At 67.1% G+C, this 24,418-nt stretch carries 27 protein-coding genes and 1 pseudogene; 13 read left to right on the top strand and 15 right to left on the bottom strand.

Features of this window, described 5'->3' with window-relative positions:
- A partial coding sequence (locus tag QTI04_RS27975) for a transposase (RefSeq protein WP_286618427.1) occupies positions 1-427 on the top strand: 427 nt, incomplete at its 5' end.
- The gene (locus QTI04_RS27970; RefSeq protein ID WP_286600568.1) at positions 424-582 is read left to right on the top strand and encodes a DUF3309 domain-containing protein; all 159 of its coding nucleotides are present in this window, start codon (positions 424-426) and stop codon (positions 580-582) included. The genes QTI04_RS27975 and QTI04_RS27970, both read left to right, overlap by 4 nt.
- 42 nt (positions 583-624) lie before the next feature.
- On the opposite strand, the gene QTI04_RS27965 is transcribed toward QTI04_RS27970, so the two are convergent.
- Positions 625-1,323: a Crp/Fnr family transcriptional regulator gene (locus QTI04_RS27965; RefSeq protein WP_286618426.1), complete on the bottom strand. Its 699-nt coding sequence runs from the start codon at positions 1,321-1,323 to the stop codon at positions 625-627.
- 104 nt (positions 1,324-1,427) lie between these two features.
- Here QTI04_RS27965 and QTI04_RS27960 point away from each other — a divergent pair, with 104 nt between their 5' ends.
- Positions 1,428-2,366 (top strand): 3-keto-5-aminohexanoate cleavage protein, encoded by a 939-nt coding sequence (locus QTI04_RS27960; protein WP_286618425.1) that lies wholly within the window; start codon positions 1,428-1,430, stop codon positions 2,364-2,366.
- A complete protein-coding gene (locus QTI04_RS27955; RefSeq protein WP_286618424.1) occupies positions 2,366-3,316 on the top strand; it encodes a 3-hydroxyacyl-CoA dehydrogenase NAD-binding domain-containing protein in 951 nt (316 codons plus the stop codon). Before QTI04_RS27960 ends, QTI04_RS27955 begins: the two co-directional genes overlap by 1 nt.
- Positions 3,317-3,408: 92 nt before the next feature.
- On the opposite strand, the pseudogene QTI04_RS27950 reads toward QTI04_RS27955, so the two are convergent.
- Positions 3,409-4,332 (bottom strand): annotated as a pseudogene (locus QTI04_RS27950) (IS110 family transposase); the annotation flags it as partial.
- A gap of 231 nt (positions 4,333-4,563) precedes the next feature.
- Between QTI04_RS27950 and QTI04_RS27945 the strand changes: the two are divergent.
- From QTI04_RS27945 to QTI04_RS27915, 7 genes are all read left to right on the top strand, one after another.
- A complete protein-coding gene (locus QTI04_RS27945) occupies positions 4,564-6,426 on the top strand; it encodes a feruloyl-CoA synthase (protein WP_286618423.1) in 1,863 nt (620 codons plus the stop codon).
- Between the two features lie 11 nt (positions 6,427-6,437).
- A complete protein-coding gene (locus QTI04_RS27940; RefSeq protein ID WP_286600563.1) occupies positions 6,438-6,857 on the top strand; it encodes a surface-adhesin E family protein in 420 nt (139 codons plus the stop codon).
- Between the two features lie 36 nt (positions 6,858-6,893).
- Positions 6,894-7,508, top strand: a complete 615-nt coding sequence (locus tag QTI04_RS27935; protein ID WP_286600562.1) for an HAD family phosphatase — start codon at positions 6,894-6,896, stop codon at positions 7,506-7,508.
- Positions 7,509-7,688: 180 nt separating this feature from the next.
- Positions 7,689-8,777, top strand: a complete 1,089-nt coding sequence (locus QTI04_RS27930) for a hypothetical protein (protein ID WP_286618421.1) — start codon at positions 7,689-7,691, stop codon at positions 8,775-8,777.
- A 63-nt stretch (positions 8,778-8,840) separates the two neighbouring features.
- Positions 8,841-9,056 carry a hypothetical protein gene (locus tag QTI04_RS27925; protein WP_286618420.1) on the top strand — a complete coding sequence of 72 codons (216 nt, stop codon included), beginning with the start codon at positions 8,841-8,843 and terminating at the stop codon, positions 9,054-9,056.
- On the top strand, positions 9,008-9,466 hold the full coding sequence (locus tag QTI04_RS27920) for a hypothetical protein (RefSeq protein ID WP_286618433.1): 459 nt from the start codon (positions 9,008-9,010) through the stop codon (positions 9,464-9,466). Before QTI04_RS27925 ends, QTI04_RS27920 begins: the two co-directional genes overlap by 49 nt.
- Entirely contained in the window at positions 9,372-10,547 is a 1,176-nt protein-coding gene (locus tag QTI04_RS27915) for an autotransporter outer membrane beta-barrel domain-containing protein (protein ID WP_286618432.1), read from the top strand. Before QTI04_RS27920 ends, QTI04_RS27915 begins: the two co-directional genes overlap by 95 nt.
- 3 nt (positions 10,548-10,550) lie before the next feature.
- Here the strand turns inward: QTI04_RS27915 and QTI04_RS27910 are convergent, their stop codons facing one another.
- Both QTI04_RS27910 and QTI04_RS27905 read right to left on the bottom strand, forming a co-directional pair.
- The gene (locus QTI04_RS27910) at positions 10,551-11,093 is read right to left on the bottom strand and encodes a DUF4136 domain-containing protein (RefSeq protein ID WP_286618419.1); all 543 of its coding nucleotides are present in this window, start codon (positions 11,091-11,093) and stop codon (positions 10,551-10,553) included.
- Positions 11,094-11,169: 76 nt separating this feature from the next.
- Positions 11,170-12,564, bottom strand: a complete 1,395-nt coding sequence (locus QTI04_RS27905) for a HAMP domain-containing sensor histidine kinase (protein ID WP_286618417.1) — start codon at positions 12,562-12,564, stop codon at positions 11,170-11,172.
- 172 nt (positions 12,565-12,736) lie between these two features.
- Here QTI04_RS27905 and QTI04_RS27900 point away from each other — a divergent pair, with 172 nt between their 5' ends.
- Positions 12,737-13,459 (top strand): OmpW family protein, encoded by a 723-nt coding sequence (locus QTI04_RS27900; protein WP_286600801.1) that lies wholly within the window; start codon positions 12,737-12,739, stop codon positions 13,457-13,459.
- 33 nt (positions 13,460-13,492) lie between these two features.
- Here the strand turns inward: QTI04_RS27900 and QTI04_RS27895 are convergent, their stop codons facing one another.
- The 3 genes from QTI04_RS27895 to hemN all read right to left on the bottom strand — a co-directional run bounded on the left by QTI04_RS27895 (position 13,493) and on the right by hemN (position 16,088).
- Positions 13,493-13,930 (bottom strand): universal stress protein, encoded by a 438-nt coding sequence (locus QTI04_RS27895; RefSeq protein WP_286600557.1) that lies wholly within the window; start codon positions 13,928-13,930, stop codon positions 13,493-13,495.
- 78 nt (positions 13,931-14,008) lie between these two features.
- Positions 14,009-14,713, bottom strand: a complete 705-nt coding sequence (locus QTI04_RS27890) for a sulfite exporter TauE/SafE family protein (protein WP_286618415.1) — start codon at positions 14,711-14,713, stop codon at positions 14,009-14,011.
- Positions 14,714-14,717: 4 nt separating this feature from the next.
- Positions 14,718-16,088, bottom strand: coding sequence for an oxygen-independent coproporphyrinogen III oxidase (hemN, locus tag QTI04_RS27885; protein WP_286618414.1), 1,371 nt, complete (start codon positions 16,086-16,088; stop codon positions 14,718-14,720).
- 179 nt (positions 16,089-16,267) lie between these two features.
- Here hemN and fnr point away from each other — a divergent pair, with 179 nt between their 5' ends.
- Positions 16,268-16,984 carry a fumarate/nitrate reduction transcriptional regulator Fnr gene (fnr, locus tag QTI04_RS27880; RefSeq protein ID WP_286600553.1) on the top strand — a complete coding sequence of 239 codons (717 nt, stop codon included), beginning with the start codon at positions 16,268-16,270 and terminating at the stop codon, positions 16,982-16,984.
- A 9-nt stretch (positions 16,985-16,993) separates the two neighbouring features.
- On the opposite strand, the gene QTI04_RS27875 is transcribed toward fnr, so the two are convergent.
- From QTI04_RS27875 to QTI04_RS27840, 8 genes are all read right to left on the bottom strand, one after another.
- Positions 16,994-17,281 carry a FixH family protein gene (locus tag QTI04_RS27875; RefSeq protein WP_286618413.1) on the bottom strand — a complete coding sequence of 96 codons (288 nt, stop codon included), beginning with the start codon at positions 17,279-17,281 and terminating at the stop codon, positions 16,994-16,996.
- Positions 17,282-17,306: 25 nt separating this feature from the next.
- A complete protein-coding gene (gene ccoG, locus QTI04_RS27870) occupies positions 17,307-18,734 on the bottom strand; it encodes a cytochrome c oxidase accessory protein CcoG (protein WP_286618411.1) in 1,428 nt (475 codons plus the stop codon).
- Positions 18,735-18,747: 13 nt separating this feature from the next.
- A complete protein-coding gene (gene ccoP / locus QTI04_RS27865) occupies positions 18,748-19,668 on the bottom strand; it encodes a cytochrome-c oxidase, cbb3-type subunit III (protein WP_286618410.1) in 921 nt (306 codons plus the stop codon).
- Positions 19,665-19,811 (bottom strand): cbb3-type cytochrome c oxidase subunit 3, encoded by a 147-nt coding sequence (locus QTI04_RS27860; RefSeq protein ID WP_286600547.1) that lies wholly within the window; start codon positions 19,809-19,811, stop codon positions 19,665-19,667. The genes ccoP and QTI04_RS27860 overlap by 4 nt, the downstream gene beginning before the upstream one ends.
- A 12-nt stretch (positions 19,812-19,823) precedes the next feature.
- Positions 19,824-20,450: a cytochrome-c oxidase, cbb3-type subunit II gene (gene ccoO / locus QTI04_RS27855; RefSeq protein WP_286618408.1), complete on the bottom strand. Its 627-nt coding sequence runs from the start codon at positions 20,448-20,450 to the stop codon at positions 19,824-19,826.
- Positions 20,451-20,460: 10 nt separating this feature from the next.
- Positions 20,461-21,900, bottom strand: coding sequence for a cytochrome-c oxidase, cbb3-type subunit I (gene ccoN, locus QTI04_RS27850; protein ID WP_286600542.1), 1,440 nt, complete (start codon positions 21,898-21,900; stop codon positions 20,461-20,463).
- Between the two features lie 67 nt (positions 21,901-21,967).
- On the bottom strand, positions 21,968-22,105 hold the full coding sequence (gene ccoS, locus QTI04_RS27845; RefSeq protein ID WP_286600540.1) for a cbb3-type cytochrome oxidase assembly protein CcoS: 138 nt from the start codon (positions 22,103-22,105) through the stop codon (positions 21,968-21,970).
- Positions 22,105-24,405, bottom strand: coding sequence for a cation-translocating P-type ATPase (locus tag QTI04_RS27840; RefSeq protein WP_286618406.1), 2,301 nt, complete (start codon positions 24,403-24,405; stop codon positions 22,105-22,107). The genes ccoS and QTI04_RS27840 overlap by 1 nt, the downstream gene beginning before the upstream one ends.
- Between the last annotated feature and the right edge of the window lie 13 nt (positions 24,406-24,418).

Raw genomic sequence — 24,418 nt, 5'->3', positions numbered from 1 at the left:
TGACGCGGGCACCCTGCAAGCTGTCGTCACTCACCGCTACGAGGTGCTGGCCAGGTTCGCCCGATCGCTGCGTCCGGTTGCCGTGAGGGAAATTTGCAGCCTCCGAGCCAGAGTGCTGCCCGGTTCGATGGACTTCAAGGCGCTGGACCCGGTCAAGTACCTGCTGCAAAGAGATGCGGCGCAATTGCCCGAACCGCAGCGCGCGGTCCTGAGACAAGCGCTGGACTCCAGCACCGTGCTGCGCACCATCTATTCGACACGGCAGGATCTCACTGCCCTATGGGGCCGATCCACTGCCACGAAGGAGCAGTTGGTGGAACAGTTGGAAGACTGGTGTCGGCAAGCCGAGGAAAGCGGCATCGGAGCGCTGCGTGACTTCTCTCGAACCCTGCGCTGCTACGACTCACTGAGAGGAGACATGAAATGACCTTGGGAACAATTCTGCTGATCGTCGTGATCCTGATGCTGGTGAGCGCAGTGCCAACCTGGCCTCACAGTCGGACATGGGGCTACGGCCCCAGCGGCGGCATCGGGCTGGTGTTGCTGGTCGTGGTCGTATTGCTGTTGATGGGAAAGATATAGCTCGGGCGAAGGCTCCTATGACTGGTCGTGACGAGGAAGCAGTCATAGATGCCTTCGCAACCCCTCCAGATCAATCACGGTAATCCCCCCGTACTCGATCCTCAACAGCCCCGCCTCCTTCAACCGATTCAGCGCCGCATTGCACCGCTGCCGCGACAGCCCCGACAGATTCGCGATCTCCTCCTGCGAGGTCTCCAGGTGCGTCTGCCCGAGCGGGTGCAGCCACGGATGAAAGAGCCCCGCCAGAGCCCGCGCCACCTGGCTGTCGGTATCGAGCAGCCGCTGCGCCGCGTAGTTGCCCATGAACCAGTGCAGCCGCTCGTTGATCTGCACGAGCAGGAAGTGATTGAAGCTCATCTGCGTGCTGTGCAGCCACTCGAAGGTGTCGATGGGCAGCACCGCGACGCGGCTGTCCCTCAGCGCGATGATGTCGGCGGTGCGCGGCACGGCGCGCAGCAGCGTCCCCTCGCCGAACCAGCTGCCGACCGACAGGCCGCCGAAGGTGACGGAACGGCCGTCGTCAGACGTGAGCGACCATTTGAGCAGCCCCTCCAGCGTGCCGTACCAATGCATCGGGGTCTCGCCGCGGCGGCACAGCGCGGCGCCGGCGGCGACGCGTTGCTCGCGCATGTCGTCGAGCACGCGCGCCTGCGCCTCGCGCTCCAGTTGCGGAAACCAGCCGGACAGCTCCAGCAGCGTGGGGATCGAAAGGGACAGGGATTTTTTGTTGTCGTGATGCATGAACGCTCCAGCGCCTCGTAAACCCTGATCTCAAATGTCGTCGCGATGACTGCCTCGGCGCGGGCAGCCAAAAATAATAGCGCGCTGTTCACAGGAGAAACCTCATGTCGAAGCGCAAGGTGATCGTGACCATTGCCCCTACGGGTGGGATGGCGCACAAATCGCAGAACCCCCATCTCCCCACGCAACCCGCCGAGATCGCCGAGGACGTGGTGCGCTGCTGGAACGCCGGCGCCAGCGTGGCCGCGATCCACGCGCGCCGGCCCGACGATGGCGCAACGTGCAATGCCGACGTCTACCGCGACATCAACACGCGCATCCGCGCGGCGGGCTGCGACATCGTGATCAACAACTCCACGGGTGGTGGCGTGCACGGCGACATGGTCAAGCCGCTGCCGGGCAACCGCTGGGAGATTGCGTGGGAGGAGCGCATCAAGGGCATGGATGCAGGCGCCGAGATGTGCACGCTGGACGCGACCACGCTCAACCTCTCTTTCGAAGGCCGCGACATCCTGATGGACACGCCGCTCGGCAAGGGCCGCGAGCTGGCCGCCGGCATGAAGGCGCGCGGCATCAAGCCCGAGTGGGAGGTGTTCAGCCCCACGCACATCCTGCAGGACACGACCACGCTGATCAACGAGGGGCTGGACGAGGAGCCCTACTTCATCAACCTGGTGATGAACGTGCATCGCAACTTCCAGAACGCGATGCCCTTCTCGCCGCGCCATCTGCAGATGATGGTGGACACGCTGCCCAAGGGCGCGATCTTCTGCGTGAGTGGCATCGGCCCTTCGCAGCTGGAGGCGAACATCAGCGCGTTGCTGCTCGGCGGCCATGCGCGCGTGGGGCTGGAAGACAACCTCTACTACCGGCAGGGCGAGCTGGCGACCAACCTGCAATTGACCGAACGCATCGTGCGGGTCATTCGCGAGATGGACATGGAGCCCGCGACCCCTGCGGAGGCACGCGAGATGATGGGCCTGCCGCGCCGTGGCTTGCCGGTGCCCGAGTTCGCGCCCGCCGCATCGCGGCGAGGGCTGTGATGAGCGCGGCGGCAGATCCGGTGAAGCGCGTGGCGGTCGTCGCCACCGGCGTGATCGGTGCGAGCTGGGCGGCGTACTTCCTCGCACGGGGCCTGGATGTGGATGCCACCGATCCCTCGCCCGGCGCGGAAGCGCGGCTGCGTGCGGCCGTCGCGCAGCACTGGCCGACGATGGAGCGCTTCGGGCTGGCCGAGGGTGCATCGGTGGAGCGGCTGCACTTTCACGACCGGCTCGAAGACGCGGTGGCCGCTGCCGACTTCGTGCAGGAGAACGGGCCGGAGCGCATCGACATCAAGATCAAACTGTTCCGCCGCATGGACGCGGCAGCGGCGCCGCGCACGCTGCTCGCCTCCAGCTCCTCGGGGCTGGCGATCACCGGCGTGCAGTCCGCATGCCGCCATCCGGAGCGCGTGGTGCTCGGGCACCCCTTCAATCCGCCGCACCTGATTCCGTTGGTGGAGGTGGTGGGCGGCGAGCACACATCGGCCGACACCATCGAGCGCACGATGGCCTTCTACAGCGCGATCGGCAAGCGACCGATCCACGTGAAGCGCGAGGTCAAGGGCCACATCGCGAACCGGCTGCAGGCGGCGCTGTGGCGCGAGGCTTTCCATTTGGTGGACCAGGGAGTGGCGTCCGTGGCAGATATCGACACGGCGATCGCGCACGGGCCGGGCTTGCGCTGGGCGCTGATGGGGCCGTTCATGAACCTGCATCTGTCGGGTGGCGCGGGCGGCATTGCGCACGTGCTGGACCATCTGGGCGGGCCGATCGAGGACTGGTGGCGCGACCTCGGTGCGCCGACGATGACCGCCGAGCTCAAGCAGCGGGTTGTTGAAGGCGTAGCAGCGGAACTCGGCGCACGACGCATCGGCGAACTGGAATCGACCCGCGACACCCTGCTGTTGAACCTGATTCACGACAAGACGACCAGCGGCACACTCGAATGACAACGGACGGCTGGCCTTGCGCTTCGCACGGCCGACCATCTCAGCAACCATCTTGAATGACTAACTCGAGCAATGCCCGCAATCTCGTGGCTCCAAGGCGACTTGGTGCGAGCGATGGCGTTCAGGATGATCAGCAGCTTGTGCATACAGGCCACGAGGGCGACCTTCTTGGGTTTGCCGGCGGCCAGCAGCTTTGCGTAGAAGGCTTTGAGCACCGGATTGAAGCGCGTGCCGACGAGCGCAGCGACGTAGAGCACGCGACGCACATCGGCGCGCCCGCCGAAGATATGGCGCTGGCCGCGCAGAGTGCCCGAGTCTCGGTTCATTGGCGCCAGGCCTACCAGCGAGGTGATCTGCTTGCGGTTGAGGTGGCCGAGTTCGGGCAGTTGCGCCAGCAGCGTGCTGGCGGTCGTGGGGCCAACGCCTTTGACGGAGGTCAGCAGTTTGGCCAGGTCGGCGTGGTGAGCCTGTACATGTTCGCGCAGTTGCCCGTCCACGTCGTGGAGCTGGGCGGCGATCGCATCCATGATCGCCAGGATGCTGGCCTTGGCCTTCGGGTGGGCCAGCGCGAGGCGCTGGCGCTCGGCCACCAGCATGGCGACCAATTGGCGTCGACGCGTTACCAGCGCGGTAAGTTCGCGCTGCTGCTCATCGAGCAGTGCACGCGGCTCGTGACCCTGCGCTTCCAGCAAAGCAGCGAAGCCACGCAACACCTGCGCGTCGATGCGATCGGTCTTGGCCAACTTGCCCATGCAGCGCGCAAAGTCGCGTGCCTGGCGCGGGTTGATGACCGACACACGCAGGCCCGCCGCAGCCAGCGCGAGCGCCAGGAGCCGCTCATGGCCGCCCGTGGCCTCCAGCAGGATCAGGCGCGGCGCCAGCGGCACCAGCACCTGGCACAGCTCAGCGTGGCCCGCCTCGTCATTGCCCAGACTCAAGGTTTGCGCCTCGCCGCTGACAGCCACCTCGAAGCTGGCCTTGGCGACATCGATGCCCACGTAGACAGGTTCACTCATAGCGGTTCTCCGGCTCCCAGCCTTATGAATACGAAATGTGTTCGTTCAACCATTCGGGATGCAGCAGAACAAAGAGACCACCACCGCGCGCCCTGTGCTGAAGTTCGAACTCGGGCTCGCAGGAGACCCAGGCTACGCGGTGGCGAGTCAACCCGTTCACTGATCGACGCGCTTGCCTGCTCATCGACCACTGAAGTTTGAATTATTTGAAAGATATAAGGAGACAAGTCCATGACCACTCCCGGCTTCTTCGAAGACGAAAGCCAGCTCGCACCGCCACGCACGGTCCGTATCGATTTCGACGACGGCTCCTTCGCGCTGCGTTCGCCGGTCGCGCTCAAGCCCTACGCGCGCTGCATCGGCGAGTGGCTGGAGCGCTGGGCCCGTGAAACGCCCGACGCGCTGGCGCTGGCGGAGCGCGACGACAGCGGCGAAGGATGGCGAAAGCTCGACTACCAGGCATTGCGCCGCGCCGTGGGCGCCGTCGCGCAGAGCCTGCTCGATATGGGCATTGCGAAGCACCGGCCGGTGGTGATCCTGTCGGACAACGCGATCGACCATGCGGTGCTGATGCTCGCGACGATGCACATCGGCCGCACGGCGTGTTCGCTGTCCAGTGCGTACTCGCGCATGGCGAAGGACCCGACGCGGCTGCACGGCATTTTGCGCACGCTCGATCCGGCGTTGATCTACGCATCGGACGCCAAGGTGTACGGGCCGGCACTGTCCGGCTGCGATGTCGATGCGGTGAAGGTGTTCAGCCGCCATGCCGACACGCACACCGGCGCCCTGCCCTTCGACCCCTTGATGCAGACGGAAGAGACGCCGGCCGTCATGCAGGCCTTCGAGGCGATCCTCCCCGACGACCATGCCAAGTACCTGCTGACCTCCGGCTCCACCGGCAAGCCGAAGGTGGTGATCAACACGCACCGCATGCTGTGCGCCAACCAGCAGATGATGGCCCAGACCTGGCGCTTCCTCGACGAGGAGAAGCCGGTGCTGGTCGACTGGCTGCCCTGGAGCCACACCTTCGGCGCGAACCACAACTTCAACATGGTGCTGTGCCATGGTGGCGCGCTCTATATCGACGAGGGGCGGCCGGCGCCGGGGCTGATCGAGAAGACGGTGCGCAATCTGCGCGAGGTGCGACCGACGCTGCTGTTCAACGTGCCGCGGGGCTACGACATGCTGCTGCCTTTCCTCGAAGCGGACGATGCGTTGGCTGCAGAGGTCATGTCGCGCTTGCGGCTGGCCTTCTATGCAGCCGCGGCTCTGGCGCCTTCGACCTGGCAGCGGCTGGAGGCCGTCGCCCGGCGTGCGCGCCCCGAGCGGCCGCTGTGGCTCACGACATCCTGGGGCGCAACCGAGACCTCGCCGGCCATCACCACGGCCCATTGGCGGCTCGATGGCGCGGGCTGCATCGGTGCGCCCCTGCCTGGGCTGGAGCTGAAGTTCGTGCCCAACGGCGACAAGCTGGAGATGCGGGTCAAGGGCGTGTCGGTGTTTCCCGGCTATCGCAATGCGCCACGTGAAACGTCGGCGGCCTTCGACGACGAGGGCTACTACCGGATCGGCGATGCGGGCTTTCTGGCGGACACGCAGCGGCCCGAACGCGGCGTGATGTTCCACGGCCGCGTGGCGGAAGACTTCAAGCTCACGAGCGGCACGTGGGTGTCGGTGGGCACGCTGCGCGTCGATCTGGTCTCGCGGCTCGCGCCGCTGGCGCAGGACATCGTGATCACCGGCCACGACCGCGATGAGATCGGCATGCTGGTCTTTCCGAGCCCGCAAGGCGGGTCGCGGCCGCGCGAAGAATGGCACGCCGCGCTGCAGCGTGTGATGCGAGAGTTGCGAGACGCGGGCGGCGGCTCGTCGCAATGCCCCGTCCGGGCGCTGGTGCTTTCCGCACCGCCGGATATCGATGCGGGCGAGATCACCGACAAGGGCTACGTCAACCAGCGGGCCGTGCTGGCGCGGCGCGCGCCGGAGGTCGAGCGGCTGCATGGCGCCGGCGATCCGGAGGTCGTGCGGGTCGACGGAAGGGGCGCGGTGCGCGTCGACCGCTGGCTAGAATCAAAAAAGATCGCCAGCTAAAAGGATTCGACGTGAGAAGGTGGCTCGTGTTGCTTGGCCTCGTGGGGTGCCAGGTTGAGGCTCAGACCGTTTGGTTCACCGTGACAGGCAATCCGCGCGATGCATCCGTGGATACGGTGGAGGTCGACCCGGTCGCGATCCAGACCCACGGCGCGCAGAAGACCATGAACGTGCGCGTGAGTCGGGCAACGGAAAGGCTCAACTGGGAGAAGGTGCCCTACCGCTCGTACGAGTCGCAGGTCGTCTTCGACTGCCGTGCGCGCAAGGCCGAGTACCTGTTCGCGGCCTTCTACCCGGTGCCGCTGTGGCAAGGGCAGCCGCACAAGGTCACCGACTACGCGAACGATCGCCGGCCCATGCGCTTCCTCGACGTCGAGCCCAATCCCACGAACCGCATCATTCGCGCAGCCTGCCGCGCCACTGCCGGCTAGGGTCGAAGCCAGCCAGAGGCCAGGCCGGACGGGCTCATGACTGCATCGATCTCCCTGGTGCTGTTCGACCTGGATGGCGTGCTCTGCCACTACGACCGGTCGGTGCGCGTCGACCGTCTGGCCTCGTCGACGCTCCAGAGCACCGAAGCGGTGCGCCATGCCATCTGGGGAACCGGACTGGAGTCACGCGCGGACGCGGGCCTGATCGGCGATGAGGACTACCTCGATGAGCTCGGCCGGCTCCTGGGAAGCCCCGTGACGCTCGACGCCTGGCTGGACGCGCGGCGTGCGGCCATGACGCTGGATGCGGAGGTGCTCGGGATGGCGCGGACTGTCTCCACGCGCTGCAGGATCGCGATCCTCACCAACAACTGCCGCCTGCTCGCCCTGCACATGGACAGGCTCTGCCCCGAAGTGGCGGCGCTGTTCGGCGACACGATCCACGCCACGGCCTCGTTCGGCGCGACGAAGCCGGCGCCGCAGGCTTATCTGCGCTGCGTGGAGGCATTGAGCGTGTCGCCCGGCGAGACGCTGTTCATCGACGATGTCGAAGCCAATGTGGTCGGTGCGTTGCGCGCCGGTCTGCAGGCGTACGAGTTCACCGATGCGGCCGCGCTGGCCCTGGAGTTGGAGGCTCGCGAACTGGCCTAGAGGTGACGTTAAATCGCCACGCTACCGGGTGACCTCGTCGAGGCCCGTCGCTAGGATGGGGCGCTCGACCAGAAAGGCATGCCCATGCTTCAGCCGGTAGACGCATTCCCTCGGAGAGCGGTGGCGATAGCCGCGGCGATGCTTGCCTGTTCTGCGGGATCGACGCTCGCGGATGTCACCGTGAGCGGAAGCTACACGAGCACTGTTCAGCTCGACAGCCAGAACAACCCGAACAGCAGCCAGTTCGTCAATGTGCTGCCGAACACCACGGTGAGCGTGAACAGTGGGCAGGCACTGTTCGGACAAAACCGAGCCTGGCAAGTCAACAACAACGGGAGCCTGACGAGTCTCGACGCCAACACCTACGCCGTGTATCTGCAAGCAGGTACCCGGCTGGCGAATCAGGTCGCTGGCTCGGTCAGCGGGGTCGGCGGCGGGCTGACCATCGTCAACGCGCAAGGCGCGCTGGACAACTACGGATCGATCAATGCCTCGGTGGGCCCCGGTGTTCAGTTCCGGGCGGGAGGAACCGTGACCAACGAGGCGGGAGGCCTGATCGCCGGCGGCACCCATGGCATCTACCTCCTCAACGCGAACGATGCCGCGACCAACAGCGGAACCATCACGGCCAGCAATGGCGCCGGTGTGCGACTGGAAGGCGGCAACCTCAACTTCCAGAATACCGCGGGCGCACGGGTGAGCGGCACGGCCTACGGCGTGCAGTTCGTCAATGGCTCGCAGACGATGAGCAATACCGGCACGGTTCAAGCCAGTGGCGGCATCGGCGTCGACTTCAGCACCGGCGGTCAGCTCGTCAACACGGCGGGCGCATTGATCAGCGGGGCGACGTACGGTGTCCACACGCGAAACGGCTCTGCCGACATCACGACGGCCGGCACGATCAGAGGGGGCACCGCGTCCGTCTGGTTCGAAACGGGCAATGGCAAGCTGACGATGCAGACCGGCGCCTTGCTCGATGGGCCTGCTCTCGGTGGCGGCACGAGCCGCGTCATTTTTCAGGGCGCCGGCTCGGCACGCAACGACTTCCTCAGCTTCGGAGCCCTCGACATGGTCGGGGATCGCTGGACGCTGCTCGGAAGGACCGAGGCAAAGACAAGCACGGTCAGCACCGGGGTGCTCGCCATCGGGGCGCCAGGCAACGCGGGAGCAGTGCTGATCGCAGACACCATCACGGTCGGACCTCTGGCATCGCTCGCGGCCTACGACAGCCGGCTGACCGGTGCGCTCACCAACAATGGGTACGTCTAGGTCGGAAGGGGCTTTGCCTATCCGGACGCCACGCTGCCGTCCATCGTGCAGTTGGATGGCTCGATGGTGAACAAAGGCGTGATCGCCATGACCGGAGGACTGCAGTTCGGCAATGTGCTGCTCGTTTCCGGCAACTACCAGGGCGGCGTCGGAAGCAAGCTGTTGATGGGTGCGCTGCTCGATGAGGACTTCAAGGCCCGATCTCGGCGCAGATCACCGATCGGCTTCTCGTGCGCGGCAATGCGAGCGGCGCCACGCTGGTCAACTTCGCTACGCTGATCGATCCTTCTCCGGCGACCCGTCAGGCCCTGATCGATGTGGCCAATCGCGTTGCGGGAAGCCGCGTCACGCGGAACGTGCTCGGCGCAGAAAGCGTGGACGACGTCTTGCCGGACACCGGCGTCTCCATCATCCAGGTCGCCGGAAGTTCGACACCGACCACTTTCCTTCTGGAGCATGGGTACGTGACGGGCGGCACACCCTACCAATACAGGCTTTACCCCTTTGGACCGGGCTCGCAGAACGGCGCGGCAGCGCCATCGCAGAGTCTTGTCGGGAATCCGGCTGGCTTGGGACTACCGGCTCACGCGGCCGATTGGGAGCAGCATTCCGGAGCCGCCACCGCCGCCACCACCGCCCGGCCCCCCTCCGCCCCCACCGGCACCGCCTCCCCCGGTTCCCGCGCCTGAGCCGCCTCCGCCGTCTCCCGCACCTGACCCGCCTCCGCCGCCTCTGCCGCCGCCTCCGCGCCCGGATGTTGACAAGCCCGAGACCATCTCCGACTTCGAACGCCCACTGGTCGCGCCACAGGTCGCTTCCTACCTGACGATGCCGGGTGCCATGCTCAATGCCGGCCTGCAGGACCTGGACAGCCTGCATCGAAGGCTGGGTGAAGTTCGCGATTCGGAGCGCATGGGCGCCCTTGGGCAGTTCGAGGGCTTTGCCCGCATCTATGGCTCGTCATTCGACTACCGGACGAACCTCAGCTTTGGCAACTACGGCTTCGATGCGAAGCAGGACTACACCGCCTTCCAGGTGGGCGGCAGTGCGCTGCTCAGAAAGGACGATGCGGGCGTATGGCGAGTGGGAGGCGCGCTGAGCCTTGGCAAGTCGAAGCTGTCTCCCGACGCGCCCCTGGATGGCGCCAGCGAAACGAACGCCGATACACGCACCCTGTCGGCGATCGCGACCTACCTGGATCGCCAGGGTTGGTACGCGGACTTCATCCTGTCCGCGGGCGATCTCAAGTCCAGGACAACATCGGCGGCCTATTTCGGCGGCGATGTCGCCAACTCCGACGGGCGCACCTATGCGGCCTCGGCCGAGGTCGGCTATGCCCTCCCCATCGCGTCCACGGGCTTCGAGATCGAGCCTCAACTCCAGTACGTCTGGCAGCAGGTCCGGTTCGACGACTTCAGGGATGCCGACTGCATCAATACCAGCCTTGGGAACCAGCGCCAGAGTGTTTGGCGTGTCGGCGCGCGACTGACGCGTCCGATCGAGACGGGATCGGGTACGCGCGTGACGCCCTATCTCAAGCTGAACTATCTCTATGGCGCGAGCGACCCCGGGACCGTTGTGATCGGAGCCACCAACTTCCAGCTCGGCAAGTTCGGAAGCGGCTGGCAGGTCGGCGGTGGGGTGAGCGGGATGGTGAGCAAGCGACTCTCCGTCTATGCGGACGTCGCCTGGCAGCAAAACACCGGCACGGCCGGCTGGAAGAACTGGCTGTTCAGCGGCGGGCTTCGCTACGCGTTTGGAGGCCCCTGAGCTTCACCGCGAGGACGTGCCCCCCGGCGGGAAGCCGGCAAACAGCCTGTCGAGCGCCGATTGCACCGCGGCGTTCACGCGCGAGGGATCGTCGGGCAGGACCCCGCTGGCGCTGCCGCGCCAGACCGCCCGCTTGGTGCGAGCGTCGAACATGTCGACCACCAGCGTGCCCTTTTCATAGTTGTCGACCGACATCGTCGCGTAGCCCGGCCAGCCGCTGCCGATGCCGAGCCAGTTGAGGTCGTGGCCGATGCCACTGTAGAAGTTGTTGAAGGTCTGGCCCTGCACGCGGGTCACGTGCGCCGCGACATGCACGTCGCCTTCGGCGACGCGTTTCCATCCCGCGGCCTGCAGCCGTGCGTCGATGCCCGCGACGACGCTCTGGGGCATCACGGATTCGCTGCCGCTTCCGGATGTGATCCAGCTGTAGCTGCGAAAGCTGCCGAACTGGGCCTTGGGGTCGAAGTCGGTCTTGACCGTCGCCGTGTTCGCGCAGGCTGCCAGCAGCGTGGCGGCAAGGACGACGACAAGGAATCTTCCAATCATGTTCGCTCCAGTGTTGAGTCCGGTTGGCAGGCAGGCGGCGGGTTCGCCGCTCGAATCATGTTAACGCCCGCTCGATCTACCCGGCCCCGCCCAAGACCAGCGACACGTGGAAGCCGACGCCGCGCCGGGCCAGTCCCTGCGACACCGCGACGCATCCACCCATGCGCGAGACCGCCTGCTTGACGATCGCCAGCCCGAGCCCCGAGCCGGGTGTGTCGTGGCCCACGCCGCGGTGGAAGCGCTCGAACACGCGCTCGTGGTCCGACTCGGCGATGCCGGGTCCGTCGTCTTCGACGGACAGGGTCAGGCGCTCGTCATCGCTGCGCAGCGTGACCACCACCTGAGCACCGTCGTGCACGTAGCGGATCGCGTTGTTCAACAGGTTCTCCAGGATCGACTGGAACGCGGGCACATCGATCTGCGCTTCGAGGCTGTCGGGCGCGTCGAGCGTCAACTCGATGCCGCGTGCCAGTGCCCGCGGCGCCGCCTGGGCGAGGATCTGACGCGCCCATTGCGCCACGTCGACGGATTTCGGCAACCGCTGATGCGCGTCATCCAGCGAGGCGAGTTCTAGCAATTGCTGCGTCAGGTGGGAGGCACGCTCGATGGCCTGTTCCAAGTGCACCTGCGCGCGCTCCCGCTCCTCGCTGCTGCCTGCGCCGGAAAGCGCATGCGCCTGGGCGGCGATGACCGCCATCGGAGTCCGGAGCTCGTGGGCCGCGTCATGCACGAAGGCGCGTTCACGCTCCATCGTGCCTCGGAGCTGGGCCAGCATGCGCTCCAGTGCCGCGATGAGCGGTTTGAGCTCCGCGTACTTCGGATCCATGCCGATGGGCGAGAGATCGGCCGTGCCGCGTTCGGCAATGCGATCGGCCAGCCGCTGCAACGGGCGCAGCCCGAGCTTCACCGCCAGCCAGACCGGCAGCAGGATCAGCGGAAAGGCCAGCAGCAGGTACGGCAGCACGCGCCCCGCATTGCGCTCGAGGATCCACATGCCGGTGATCCGGGGCTCCGCCAACTGCAACGACCAGCGCCCGGTGTCACGTCGATAGACCCAGTAGGTCTGGCCGTCGATCTGCTGGTCGATCACCTCGCCCTGCCGTCCGTCCAGAACTTGCCTGCCCAGCGCGGGCGACGCGTGGATCAATCCGCCCTGCCGGTCGCGCAGTTCCATCAGCACGCTGCCGGCGGGGTTGCCGCTGATGCGCAGGGTCTGGAACTGGGTGGCCGTGGCGGTCATCACCACGCCGGCTTCGGCGTCGTCCCGGACCTCCGCCAGCGCCGCCGTGAGCGCCCGCCCCAGCTTCTTCAGGCCCTGGTCCACGGCGAGCGCCTGTCGGAACTCGATGTAGATGTACGCCAGCAGCGCCAGCCAGACCAGGAAGAACGCGCCCAGCAGGGCAAGCACTACGCGCTGAACGATGGTCGGGCGGGCGAGGAGCAGGTGCGGCACGCGGCGATTGTGGGTCACCGAAGCTTGGGCTTCGCCAAGCTTCGGCTCTCAGAGGGGTAAAGTGAGCACTGGCTCGGTTTCGATGCACGACTCGCCGGCCTTTGTTGCACAGGCGACAGGGCGCGGCAAACTAAATGAACGGTACCGTATCCTAAAGACTCCCCTAACCTGAACTGATGAGACTTTGATGATGAAGACAAGACTGTTTGCGCTGGCCGCGGTTGCCGCATTGGGATCGGGCAGCGCACTGGCACAAAAGGCTGGCGACTGGCAAGTCGGCGCCGGCTGGCTCCATTTCGCACCCCAGGATTCGAGCGAACCCCTGACCTTCACGGCGCCGCGCCCCGCCGTCGTGCCCGGTTCCGGCGCCAGCGTCGACAGCTCCGACACGCTCGGCCTCAACGCCCAGTATTTCATCGACAGCCACTGGGCGGTCGAAGGCGTGATCGGCGTTCCGCCGAAGTTCAGGCTCCAGGGCACCGGCACGCTGGGCCCGATCGGCGAACTCGGTGAAGCACGCCAATGGAGTCCGACGCTGCTGGCCAAGTACTACTTCCTCGAAGGCGACGCCAAGCTGCGTCCCTTCGTCGGCCTGGGCGCGACCTACGTCTGGTACAGCGACGTGAAGCTCACCCCCGGCTTGCAGGGCGCCCTGGCCAGCCGCGTGGGCATTCCCGCCGGCAGGTCGGCCACCACGGCTGACCTCGACAGCTCTTTCGCCCCGGTGTTCAATCTCGGCGCCGCCTACCAGTTCGACCAGCACTGGGGCATGTCCTTCTCGGTGTCGTACATCCCGCTGAAGACCACGGCCAAACTGACGACCACGGTGGCAGGCGTGCCGGTCGCCATGAGCGAGTCGCGCCTCAAGGTCAATCCGATCGTTCCGTACCTGTCGGTGACCTACAAGTTCTAAGCCTCCGACTGGGACGCGTTCCGGGACGCAGCGCTACCGAAGCACGAGCACGGGCAATGAGGAGTAGGTCAGCACGTGCTGCGTCTCGCTGCCGAGCAGCAGGCGACCGAGCCCGTTGCGGCCGTGCGAAGCCATCACGATCAACTCGCTCTGCTGTTTCTCGGCGGCCACGATGATGGCGTCCGCCACCTGGCTGGAATGGCTCACCAGTGCACGGCAGGACACGCCACGCGCGAGGGCACGCGCGCCGATGGCATCGACCAGCGCCTGCGCCCTTTCGAGGCGCCGTCGATCGGTGTCATCGGCGGCCACGTTGTTCATTGCGCCGTCCATGTAGCTCTTGGGCTCCCGTCGGGCCACGGTGAAGGCGACCAGCTCGGCGCCATGGTGCCGGGCCAGGCCGATGGCGCTCTCGACGGCCTTCTCCGACAGTTCGGAGCCGTCGGTCGCGACCAGGATCTTCTTGAACATGATGGGCTCTCCTGATGGGAAGAACCCAGTGTTGGACAGATGGACCCGTGTCGTGTTGACCGCGATCAAGCAGAGGCCTCAACGGCACCAGATCGCGATCTGGTCTTGCAGGTCCATCCACACCGCCTGCAGGGCCATCGCGGCGAGCAGCGCACCGGCGAGCCGCGTGCCCCAGTGCTGCGGCACCCAGCCTGACCCCGAGCACAGGCGCCGCCAGAGGTAGGGCGCGAGCAGCAGCGACAGCGCACTGCCTGCGGCGAACAGCGCCATGACGCCGGCGCCCGCGAGCACCCCATTGGCCAGCGCAGCGAGCATCAGTGCCGAGTACAGCAGGCCGCAGGGCATCGCGACCCACAGCGCCCCGCTCGCCAGCACACCGAGGGCGCTGCGGCCGGGCAAGCGCTGCGCGCGCCCTGCGGCCCAGCGTGCCCACAGCGGCTGCCGGCCGGTCGCCGCGAGCAGCAGTCCCCAAGCGAACACGAACACGTGCAGCAGCATCCACGCAGGGCGCAGCGCGGCGACCTGCCCGCTGGCGAGCGCGAGGCCCTCGGCCGCAGCGGCCGCGACGGCGCCTGCGCTGGCGTAGCCGAGTACACGCCCCACGTGGAACCACGCACCCGCGGGCACGGAGGGCTGCGCGGCCGCGATGGGTGCGGCGCCACCTGAGGGCACGACGCGCACGATACGGACCACTCCCTCGCATGCGGCCCCGCACATGGCCACGCAGTGCGGGCCGCCGCCCACGCCCATCAGGAACGCGGTACCGAGCAGCGCCGCCTGCATGGGATCAGACGATGCGCGAGAAGCGCGTCTTGCGGTCGGCCTGCAGGTAGCGGTCGAACACCATCGCGATCGCGCGCACGAAGAACCACCCGAGCGGCGTGACTTCGATGTCGCGTTGGCTCATGCGCACGAAGCCCTCGGCCGCGAGCAAATCGAGCGCCGCGAGTTCGGCGGCGAAGAAATGCCGGAAGTCGATCAGATGCGCCGCGCCGATGGCCTCGAAGTCGACCCTCCCCTGGCACATGATCGCCATGATGACCGCGCGCCGCAGCACGTCGTCGCGCGACAGCGCCAGGCCGCGCACCACGGGCAGCCGGCCCTGGTCGAGCAAGTCGTAGTACTCCTCGAGCGTCTTCGCGTTCTGGCTGTAGGTGGCGCCGACACGGCCGATGGCCGACACGCCGAGCGCCACCAGATCGCAGTCCGGCTGCGTGCTGTAGCCCTGGAAATTGCGATGCAACCTGCCCTGCCGCTTGGCCACCGCGAGCGCGTCGTCCGGCAGCGCGAAGTGGTCCATGCCGATGTAGACATAACCCGCCGCGGTGAACGCGGCGATCGAGCGCGACAGCATCTCGACCTTGGCCGCTGCGTCGGGCAGCGATTCGGTCGCGATGCGGCGCTGCGGCTTGAAGCGTTCGGGCAGGTGCGCGTAGGCATAGAGCGCGATGCGGTCGGGCCGCAGCGCGCAGACCTGCTCCAGCGTGCGGTCGAAGGACGCGGCGCTCTGCTGCGGCAGGCCGTAGATCAGGTCGACGTTGACCGAGTCGAAGCCGAGGCTGCGCGCATCCAGCATCAGGTCGAACACCTGCCCGGCAGGCTGGATGCGGTGCACCGCACGCTGCACCTCGGGGTCGAAATCCTGCACGCCGAAGCTCAGGCGGTTGAAGCCGAGTTCGGCCAGCGTCGCGAGCCGCTGGCGGTCGACGGTGCGCGGATCGATCTCGATCGAATGCTCGCCGTCCTCGGTCAGCGTGAAGTTGTCTCGCAGCAGCGCCATGAGTTCGCGCAGGCCGTCGTCATCGACGAAGGTCGGCGTGCCGCCGCCCAGGTGCAGCTGGCGGACCATGGCGCCGCGGCCCAGCTTTTCGACCTGCAGCGAGACCTCGCGCGCCAGGTAGTCCAGGTACTCGCGGCCCTTGCCCTTGTGGCGGGTCACGATCTTGTTGCAGGCGCAGTAGTAGCAGAGCGATTCGCAGAACGGGATGTGCACGTACAGCGAGAGCGCACGCGCACCGGCGCCGGCCCCGCCGCGCTGCTCGAGCACCTGCGCGTAGGTGTCGGCGGCGAAGGCGTCGACAAAACGGTCGGCTGTGGGGTAGGAGGTGTAGCGCGGACCGGGGATGTCGAAACGCCTCAGCGCGGAGGGCGACGGCATCGCAAAGGTCGGCGTGCGGGCTGGAGCGGGGGCAGGGAGCATCGCGTACGGCGGAAAACGGTGGGAAACTGCAGGCAATGAGCCACTATGGCCCCGACCCGGCCCGCAAACCTTGATCTGCATCAAGCATGGCGCTCGCCCGCCGCCCGACAATGCGCGCACGACCCCTGACTGCATCCATGACACCTCAACACATAAAGGTCGCCTGCTCCAACTGCAATCTGCGTGAGCTGTGCATGCCGGTGGGCCTCAGTCCGAGCGAGCTGCAGCGCATCGATGACCTCGTCGCCACGCGGCGCAAGGTCAAGCGGCGCGAAACGCTGTTCCACAATGGCGAGGACTTCACATCGCTCTACGCCATCCGCACCGGCGTGTTCAAGACCCGCCTCGCGAGCGAGGACGGGCGCGAGCAGGTCACCGGCTTCCAGATGGCGGGCGAGATCATCGGTCTCGACGGCATCGTCAGCGGCCACCACAGCTGCGACGCCGTGGCGCTGGAGGATTCGGAGGTGTGCACGATGCCCTTCGACCGCATCGAGGAGCTATCACGCGAAGTCACGGCGCTGCAGCGCCACGTGCACCAGATCATGAGCCGCGAGATCGTGCGCGAGCAAGGCGTGATGCTGCTGCTGGGCAGCATGCGCGCCGAGGAACGTCTGGCCGCCTTCCTGCTGAACCTGGTGCAGCGTCTGCACGCGCGCGGCTTCTCGCGTTCGGAACTGGTGCTGCGCATGACGCGTGAGGAAATCGGCAGCTATCTGGGGCTCAAGCTGGAGACCGTGAGTCGCACCTTGTCGAAGTTCGCGGCCGATGGCCTGGTCGAGGTCGAGCAGCGCAATGTCCGCATCGTCGACCCCGATGCGCTACACCGCATCGTCAATCCTCCGGGCTGCTGAGCCCCGCTCTCAGTTCCTGGCTGGCACTGCCAAGTCGATCCCCGGCGTGGCCGCGTGATTTCGCCCGGCCACCGCCGGCATCAGCCTCTTGTCGACCAGCGTTCGGTTGATCTCCACGCCCTTGCGGTAGTAGTCTGGGTCCACCACCGGATCGGGCGTGCCCAGCGCCAGCCACAGCGTGACGAAGCTGGCGACGACGACCACGCCGGGCCCGCCTATCACCATCCACACCAGGGGAAAGCGCCACCACGGCGGGCCGGACGGGGTTGCGTCGTCTTTGCGATTGCTGTCGGTCATTTCGATCCTTCGGGAGAGCGCGGCTTCATCGGGGAACCAGGAACACGGCCTTCTCGGACACGTGGCCCCGGCCGTCCTCCGAGTGGACGTCGAAATACACCTCGTGCGAACCGGCCGCCGCCGCGCCGAAGGGCAGCCGCAGGCGCACCGCCACCCAGCGCGATTCCGCAGGCGCGACATCGACGAGCTGCTCCGAGGCCACCTCCAGGCGATCGAGGCCGCTGGCCTCGATGCGGTAGCGCTGCATCTCTTCGGTCGCGTTCATGATCTGCAGGCGGTACACGTTCTCGATCTGGCCGCCGTCGACGATGCGCGCCAGCGCGGCGCGGTCGCGCACCACGTCGACCTTCAGCGGCATGCGCGCCACGAGACTGGCGAACAGGCCGATGGACAACGCCGCGAGCAGCGCACCGTAGACCAGCACGCGGGGCCGCAGCACGCGCTGCAGAACCTGGCGCGACGTCCAGCGGTTGGCCATGCCGTTCTGGGTCGCGTAGCGGATCAGGCCCGGCGGCTGCGCCGTCTTCTTCATCACGATGTTGCACGCATCGACGCAGAGCCCGCAGCCGATGCATTCCTGCTGCAGGCCGTTGCGGATGTCGATGCCCGTGGGGCACACCTGAACGCACAGCTTGCAGTCGACGCAGTGGCCGAGTGCGGGCGCGCTGTCGGCGCGTCCCTTCGCCGGCACGCCGCGGGGTTCGCCGACAGCCGCGTCGTAGCTGACGATCAGCGTGTCGCGATCGAACATCGCGCTCTGGAAGCGCGCATAGGGACACATGTACTTGCACACCTGCTCGCGCATGAAGCCCGCATTGCCGTAGGTCGCGAAGCCGTAGAACAGCACCCAGAAGATCTCCCAGGAACCCATGGTGGCGTGCAGCATGGACGCGCCCAGCTCGCGGATCGGCGTGAAGTAGCCCACGAAGCTGAAGCCGGTCCACAGGCCGATCGCGATCCACACCGCATGCTTGAAGCACTTCTTGATCACCTTCTCGGTCGAGAACCCGCCCTTGTCCATGCGCATGCGCACGATGCGGCTGCCTTCGATTCTCTGCTCCACCCACATGTAGATCTGGGAGTAGACCGTCTGCGGGCAGGCATAGCCGCACCACAGCCGGCCCGCCACTGCGGTGAAGAGAAACAGCGACAGCGCCGAGACCACCAGCAGGCCAGTGAGGTAGATCAGGTCCTGCGGATAGAGCACCAGCCCGAAGATGAAGAAGCGCCGCGCGGAGAGGTCGAACAGCACCGCCTGGCGCTGGCCCCATTCGAGCCAGGGCAGCCCGTAGAACACGAGCTGGGTCACGAACACCATGGCCCAGCGCCAACGCGCGAAGACTCCGCTGACGCTGCGCGTGTAGACCTTCTGGTGGGCGGCGTAGAGGCCGACGCCCTTCTCTTCGGCCTTGGCGGCCGGAACGATGGGGATCACCTGATGCACGCGGCTCATGGCACGGGTCCGGTCACTGGGCCGCCGCGACGTCCGGCTTGCTCGACAGGCCCCAGACGTAGGCGGTCAGCACGTGGATCTGCGCTTCGGTCAGGCGCCCCTGCTGCGCCGGCATCTGGTTGGTCTTGCCGCCGTTGACGATCGCGATGATCGCCTCCTGGCCGTAGCCGTGCAGCCAGATCTTGTCGGCCAGGTTCGGCGCGCCGACCGCGGTGTTGCCGACGCCGCCGATGCCGTGGCAGGCGGCGCAGGCAGTGAACTTGCTCTTGCCGAGGCCCGCGCGCACCGAGTCGTGCGGGCTGCCTGACAGGCTCAGGACGTAGTTCGCGAGGTTCTTCACGTCGTCCGCCGAGCCTATCGCCTCGCCCATGGGCGGCATCACGCCGGTGCGGCCGTGGGTGATGGTCTCGCGGATCTTCTCGGGTGTGCCGCCGTGCAGCCAGTCGCGATCGGTCAGGTTCGGGAAGCCCCTGCTGCCACGCGCGTCGGAGGCATGGCACTGCGCGCAGTTGTTGAGGAACAGGCGCTCGCCGATCGCCATGGCGCCGGGATCGGTGGCCAGGCGCTCGACGGGCTCGGAGGTGTAGGCGGCATAGACCGGCGTCAGCTCGGTGTTCGCCTGCTCCATCTCCTTCGCATACTCGCCCGAGGTGGTCCAGGCGAGTGTGCCGCGGTAGCTGCCCAGACCCGGAAACACGGCCAGGTAGCCGAGGCCGAAGACGATGGTCAGGACGAACAGGCCCATCCACCAGCGCGGCATCGGGTTGTTCATCTCGCGCAGGTCTTCGTCCCAGACGTGGCCGGTGGTGTTGTCCCCGGTGGACGGCCCCCGGAAGCGCGCGGTGAGCCAGAGCAGGAGCCCGCAGGCCAGGATGCTGCCGACCGCGATGACGGTGACGAACTGCGACCAGAAGTCGTTGATGAAATCGCTCACGACGGGTCCTCCTCGAAGGGCAGTCGAGCAGCCTCCTCGAAGGCTTTCGCACGGCGGCCCGAGAATGCCCAGGCCAGGATGCCGATGAAGCAGGCGAACGACGCCAGCGTGGCCGCGATCCGCAGAGTGGTGATGCTGTCCATCGCGCTTGTCCTTTACTTGAGTGCCAGGCCGAGCGACTGCAGGTAGGCCACCATGGCATCCATTTCGGTCTTGCCCTTGACCTCGACGGCGGCCGCGGCGATCTGCTCGTCGGTGTAGGGCACGCGGATCCGCCGCAGCGCGGTCATGTGGGTCGCGGACTGCGTGGCGTCGAGCGGCGTCTTCTCGAGCCAGCCATAGGCAGGCATGTTCGACTCGGGCACCACGTCGCGCGGGTTGTTCAGGTGAATGCGGTGCCACTCGTCGCTGTACTTGCCGCCCACGCGGTGCAGATCGGGACCGGTGCGCTTGCTTCCCCACTGGAAGGGGTGGTCGTAGACGAACTCGCCGGCCACGGAGTAGTGGCCATAGCGCAGCGTCTCGGCGCGGAACGGCCGGATCATCTGCGAGTGGCAGTTGTAGCAGCCTTCGCGCACGTAGATGTCGCGGCCGGCCAGTTGCAGCGGTGTCAGCGGCTGGACGCCCTGCACCGCCTCGGTGGTCGACTTCTGGAAGAACAACGGCACGATCTCGACCAGGCCGCCGACCGCGATCACCAGCAGGATCAGCACGATCATCAGGAAGTTGTTGGTCTCGATCTTCTGGTGCGAGAAGCCGGACCCTGGATTGTTCGAACTCATGGCGTGGTCCTCAGGCGTGGGCGATGGCGGTCTGCGGGATCGGCGATGGCCTGCTGAAGCCTGCGATCACCGTCATCCAGACGTTCCAGGCCATCACGAGCATGCCGCCCAGGTACAGCACGCCGCCGAGCACGCGCACCACGTAGTACGGATAGGTGGCCTTCACGCTTTCGACGAAGGTGTAGGTGAGCGTGCCGTCGACATTGACCGAGCGCCACATCAGCCCTTGCATGACGCCGGCGATCCACATCGCTGCGATGTAGAGCACGATGCCGATGGTCGACATCCAGAAGTGCAGCTCGATGGCCTTCACGCTGAACATCTCGGTGCGGCCGTACATGCGCGGGATCAGGTAGTAGAGCGAGCCCATCGAGATGAGGCCGACCCAGCCGAGGGCGCCGGAATGCACGTGGCCGACGGTCCAATCCGTGTAGTGCGAGAGCGCGTTGACCGTCTTGATCGACATCATCGGACCCTCGAAAGTCGCCATGCCGTAGAAGGACAGCGAGACGATAAGGAAGCGCAGGATCGGATCGGTGCGCAGCTTGTGCCAGGCGCCCGAGAGCGTCATCACGCCGTTGATCATCCCGCCCCAGCTCGGCGCCAGCAGGATCAGCGAGAACACCATGCCGATCGACTGCGTCCAGTCCGGCAACGCGGTGTAGTGCAGGTGGTGCGGACCGGCCCACATGTAGGTGAAGATCAGCGCCCAGAAGTGCACGATCGAGAGGCGGTACGAGTACACCGGGCGGCCCGCCTGCTTGGGCACGTAGTAGTACATCATCCCGAGGAAGCCGGCCGTGAGGAAGAAGCCGACCGCGTTATGGCCGTACCACCACTGCACCATCGCGTCCTGCACGCCGGCGTAGGCCGAATAGCTCTTCATCGCGCCCGCCGGAATGGCCGCGCTGTTGACGATGTGCAGCAGCGCCACCGCGATGATGAAGGCGCCGTAGAACCAGTTCGCCACGTAGATGTGGCGCACCTTGCGAATGCCGATGGTGCCGAAGAACACGATGGCGTAGGCCACCCAGACCAGCGCGATCAGGATGTCGATCGGCCATTCGAGTTCGGCGTATTCCTTGCCGCTGGTGTAGCCCAGCGGGAGGGTGATCGCCGCGGCCACGATGACCGCCTGCCAGCCCCAGAACACGAAGGAAGCGAGCCCCGGCGCGAACAGTCGGACCTGGCAGGTGCGCTGCACCACGTGAAGGCTGGTGGCCATCAGCGCGCAGCCGCCGAAGGCGAAGATCACCGCGTTGGTGTGCAGCGGACGCAGTCGCCCGTAGCTGAGCCAGGGGATGCCGAGGTTGAGATCGGGCCAGGCCAGCTGCGAGGCGATGACGACGCCGACCAGCATGCCCACCACTCCCCACACGACGGACATGAGGGCGAATTGCCGCACGACGGTGTCGCTGTAGACCGGCGCGGGAGAACTCGAAGCATGCATCGCAGAGCCTTGTTGTGTGACTGGGGCTCAGTGTCCCGGCGCCGCGTGCGTGTCTCTTTGATGCAGGTCAATCGTTGCGCAGAACGCGCTCGCCCTCGCCGTCGACGTTGTCGAATTGCCCACGGTCCACGGCCCACCAGAGCCCGGCGATGATGAACAGCACCAGCACGACCGAAAACGGAATGAGCAGGAACAGGATGTCCATCAGGGGGCTCTGCCTTGCCCGGCCAGTCGCGCGGCGTTGAGCACCACCACCAGCGAACTCGCGGCCATACCCAGCCCCGCGAGCCAAGGCGGCAACCAGCCGCCGATCGCGAGCGGGACACAGACCGCGTTGTAGCCCGCCGCCCAGCCGAGGTTCTGCCGCACCACGCGCAGAGTGCGCCGCGCCCGCACGATGGCAGCCGGAATGAGCGCCAGCGATTCGCCGAGAACGACGAAGTCGGCATTCGCCTGCGCGAGCGGCACCGCGCGGCCGAAGGCGAAGGACGCATGCGCATGCGCCAGCACGGGCCCGTCGTTGAGGCCGTCGCCCACCATCGCGACGGTGCAGCCGCCGCCCTGCAGATCCGTCAGGTGGCGCAACTTGTCCTCGGGCGTGCAGTCGCCGACTGCCAGGTCGATGCCGGCTCGCTGCGCCACCTCCTTCACCGCCGCGCCGCGGTCGCCCGACAGCAGCCACACCGACAGGCCCTGCGCGCCCAGTGTGGACATCGCAGCTTCGGCGTCCTCGCGCAGATCCTCGGCCAGCACGAAGCTGGCGACCCATCCCTCGTCGTCGGCGAGATGCGTCTGTGCGGCCTGCACCGGCAGCGGCGCGACGCCGCAGAGTGCGGCCGAGCCCAGCAGCAGTGCGCGCTCCGGCCCATCGGCGGATCGGCGCACGGAACCCGCGAGGCCTTCTCCTGCCCGCTCGGCGAGCCGCGGCACGGTCCACTCGGGCGGCACGCGATGCTGCTCGTCCCAGGCCCGCACCAGCGCGCGCGATGCGGGGTGCAGCGACTGCGCGGCCAGCGAGGCTGCCAATTCCACGGCATCGCCCGGGCGCACACCGCGGCGGCTGTAGACGCGATCCAGTCGCGGCGTGTCGCGCGTCAGCGTGCCGGTCTTGTCGAACACCACGGTGTCGACCGCGGCCAGTGCCTCGAGCGCCTGCAGGTTGCGCACCAGCACCCCGCTTCGCGCCAGCGCGCCGGCGCTCGCGAGCATCGCAGCCGGCGTGGCCAGCGACAGCGCGCAGGGGCAGGTCACGATCAGCACCGACACCGCGACCATCAGCGCCTTGCCCGGATCCACGTGCCACCACCAGACGCCTGCGCCCAGGGCCGCAGCCAGCACCGCCAGCAGGAAAGGCCGTGCGGCACGATCGGCGAGCCGGGCGAGGCGAGGCTTCTGCAGCGATGCGCTTTCCATCAACGCGACGATCTGGGCGAAGCGCGTATCCGCACCGAGTGCCTCCACGCGCAGCTCGACCATCGCGCCGACGTTCTGGCTGCCCGCCAGCACCCGCGCGCCGCAAGGTCGCGGCACCGGACGCGATTCGCCGGTCATCAGCGCTTCGTCGGCCGAGGTGTCGCCGGCGACCACGCATCCGTCGGCCGGAAAGGCCTCGCCGGGCAGGATGCGCAGGATGTCGCCGACCGCGAGTCGCCGCACCGGGATGCGCTCGAACACACCGTCGGCGTTGCGCCGAAGCACGCTGTCCGGCAGGCGGTTCATCAATGCGTCGAGGGCGCCGGCGGTGCGATCGCGCAGCCGCGACTCCAGCCAGCGCCCGGTGAGCAGGAAGAACACGAACATCGTCAGCGAATCGAAGTACTGCTCGCCGCCGAGCGGTCCCGCGGGATCGAAAGTGGCCGCCGTACCGACGATGAATGTGATCGCGATGCCGAGTGCCACCGGCAGGTCCATGCCGATGCGGCGTTGCCGCAGGTCGCGCCAGGCGCTGCGGAAGAACGGGCCGCAGGAGAACAGCATCACCGGCAGCGTCAGCACCCAGGAGGCCCAGCGCAGCAGTTGCGCGGCATCGGGCGTCATGTCTCCGGGCTCTGCGATGTAGGCCGGGTAGGCGTACATCATGACCTGCATCATGCACAGCCCCGCGACCAGCCAACGCCAGAGCGCGAGCCGCGATTCGCGCTGGCGCCGCGGACCTGCCTGCATGTCACCGACCGGCACCAGTCGATAGCCCGCCGCTTCGGAGGCCGCGAACCAGCGCGACGGCCTGACCGCCGCCGCCGACCACACCACCCGTGCGCGGCGGCTGCCGGCATTCACCTCGGCCGAGATCACGCCCGGCACCCGCGTCAGCGCCGCCTCGACGGTGAAGGCGCAGGCCGCGCAGTGCATGCCCTCGACGGCGACGTGCGATTCCCAGCGTTGTGTCGCATCGCCTTCGCGCGGCGCCAAACCGAAGGACGGCCACTCGGTCGGATCATCGAGCAGCGACCAGGCCGACGGCTGAGCGACAGGCAATGCGAGGGCCAGAGTGGGCGCAGCTTCCATGCCTCCGAGGCTA

It is taken from the genome of Variovorax sp. J22R115, from assembly GCF_030317005.1.
In the GTDB taxonomy this organism is placed as follows: domain Bacteria; phylum Pseudomonadota; class Gammaproteobacteria; order Burkholderiales; family Burkholderiaceae_C; genus Variovorax.
This window is presented reverse-complemented; position numbering and strand designations above follow the sequence as displayed.

Coding starts and splice junctions, on each gene's coding strand:
- QTI04_RS27925 (WP_286618420.1), top strand. CDS start 8,841: ATGGTGAACAAAGGCGTGATCGCCATGACCGGAGGACTGCAGTTCGGC.
- ccoS (WP_286600540.1), bottom strand. CDS start 22,105: ATGGACATCCTGTTCCTGCTCATTCCGTTTTCGGTCGTGCTGGTGCTG.
- QTI04_RS27965 (WP_286618426.1), bottom strand. CDS start 1,323: ATGCATCACGACAACAAAAAATCCCTGTCCCTTTCGATCCCCACGCTG.
- QTI04_RS27935 (WP_286600562.1), top strand. CDS start 6,894: ATGACTGCATCGATCTCCCTGGTGCTGTTCGACCTGGATGGCGTGCTC.
- hemN (WP_286618414.1), bottom strand. CDS start 16,088: ATGCCGTCGCCCTCCGCGCTGAGGCGTTTCGACATCCCCGGTCCGCGC.
- QTI04_RS27890 (WP_286618415.1), bottom strand. CDS start 14,713: ATGCAGGCGGCGCTGCTCGGTACCGCGTTCCTGATGGGCGTGGGCGGC.
- QTI04_RS27910 (WP_286618419.1), bottom strand. CDS start 11,093: ATGATTGGAAGATTCCTTGTCGTCGTCCTTGCCGCCACGCTGCTGGCA.
- QTI04_RS27860 (WP_286600547.1), bottom strand. CDS start 19,811: ATGGACAGCATCACCACTCTGCGGATCGCGGCCACGCTGGCGTCGTTC.
- QTI04_RS27960 (WP_286618425.1), top strand. CDS start 1,428: ATGTCGAAGCGCAAGGTGATCGTGACCATTGCCCCTACGGGTGGGATG.
- fnr (WP_286600553.1), top strand. CDS start 16,268: ATGACACCTCAACACATAAAGGTCGCCTGCTCCAACTGCAATCTGCGT.
- QTI04_RS27900 (WP_286600801.1), top strand. CDS start 12,737: ATGAAGACAAGACTGTTTGCGCTGGCCGCGGTTGCCGCATTGGGATCG.
- QTI04_RS27970 (WP_286600568.1), top strand. CDS start 424: ATGACCTTGGGAACAATTCTGCTGATCGTCGTGATCCTGATGCTGGTG.
- ccoO (WP_286618408.1), bottom strand. CDS start 20,450: ATGAGTTCGAACAATCCAGGGTCCGGCTTCTCGCACCAGAAGATCGAG.
- ccoN (WP_286600542.1), bottom strand. CDS start 21,900: ATGCATGCTTCGAGTTCTCCCGCGCCGGTCTACAGCGACACCGTCGTG.
- QTI04_RS27895 (WP_286600557.1), bottom strand. CDS start 13,930: ATGTTCAAGAAGATCCTGGTCGCGACCGACGGCTCCGAACTGTCGGAG.
- QTI04_RS27840 (WP_286618406.1), bottom strand. CDS start 24,405: ATGGAAGCTGCGCCCACTCTGGCCCTCGCATTGCCTGTCGCTCAGCCG.
- QTI04_RS27945 (WP_286618423.1), top strand. CDS start 4,564: ATGACCACTCCCGGCTTCTTCGAAGACGAAAGCCAGCTCGCACCGCCA.
- QTI04_RS27875 (WP_286618413.1), bottom strand. CDS start 17,281: ATGACCGACAGCAATCGCAAAGACGACGCAACCCCGTCCGGCCCGCCG.
- ccoG (WP_286618411.1), bottom strand. CDS start 18,734: ATGAGCCGCGTGCATCAGGTGATCCCCATCGTTCCGGCCGCCAAGGCC.
- QTI04_RS27955 (WP_286618424.1), top strand. CDS start 2,366: ATGAGCGCGGCGGCAGATCCGGTGAAGCGCGTGGCGGTCGTCGCCACC.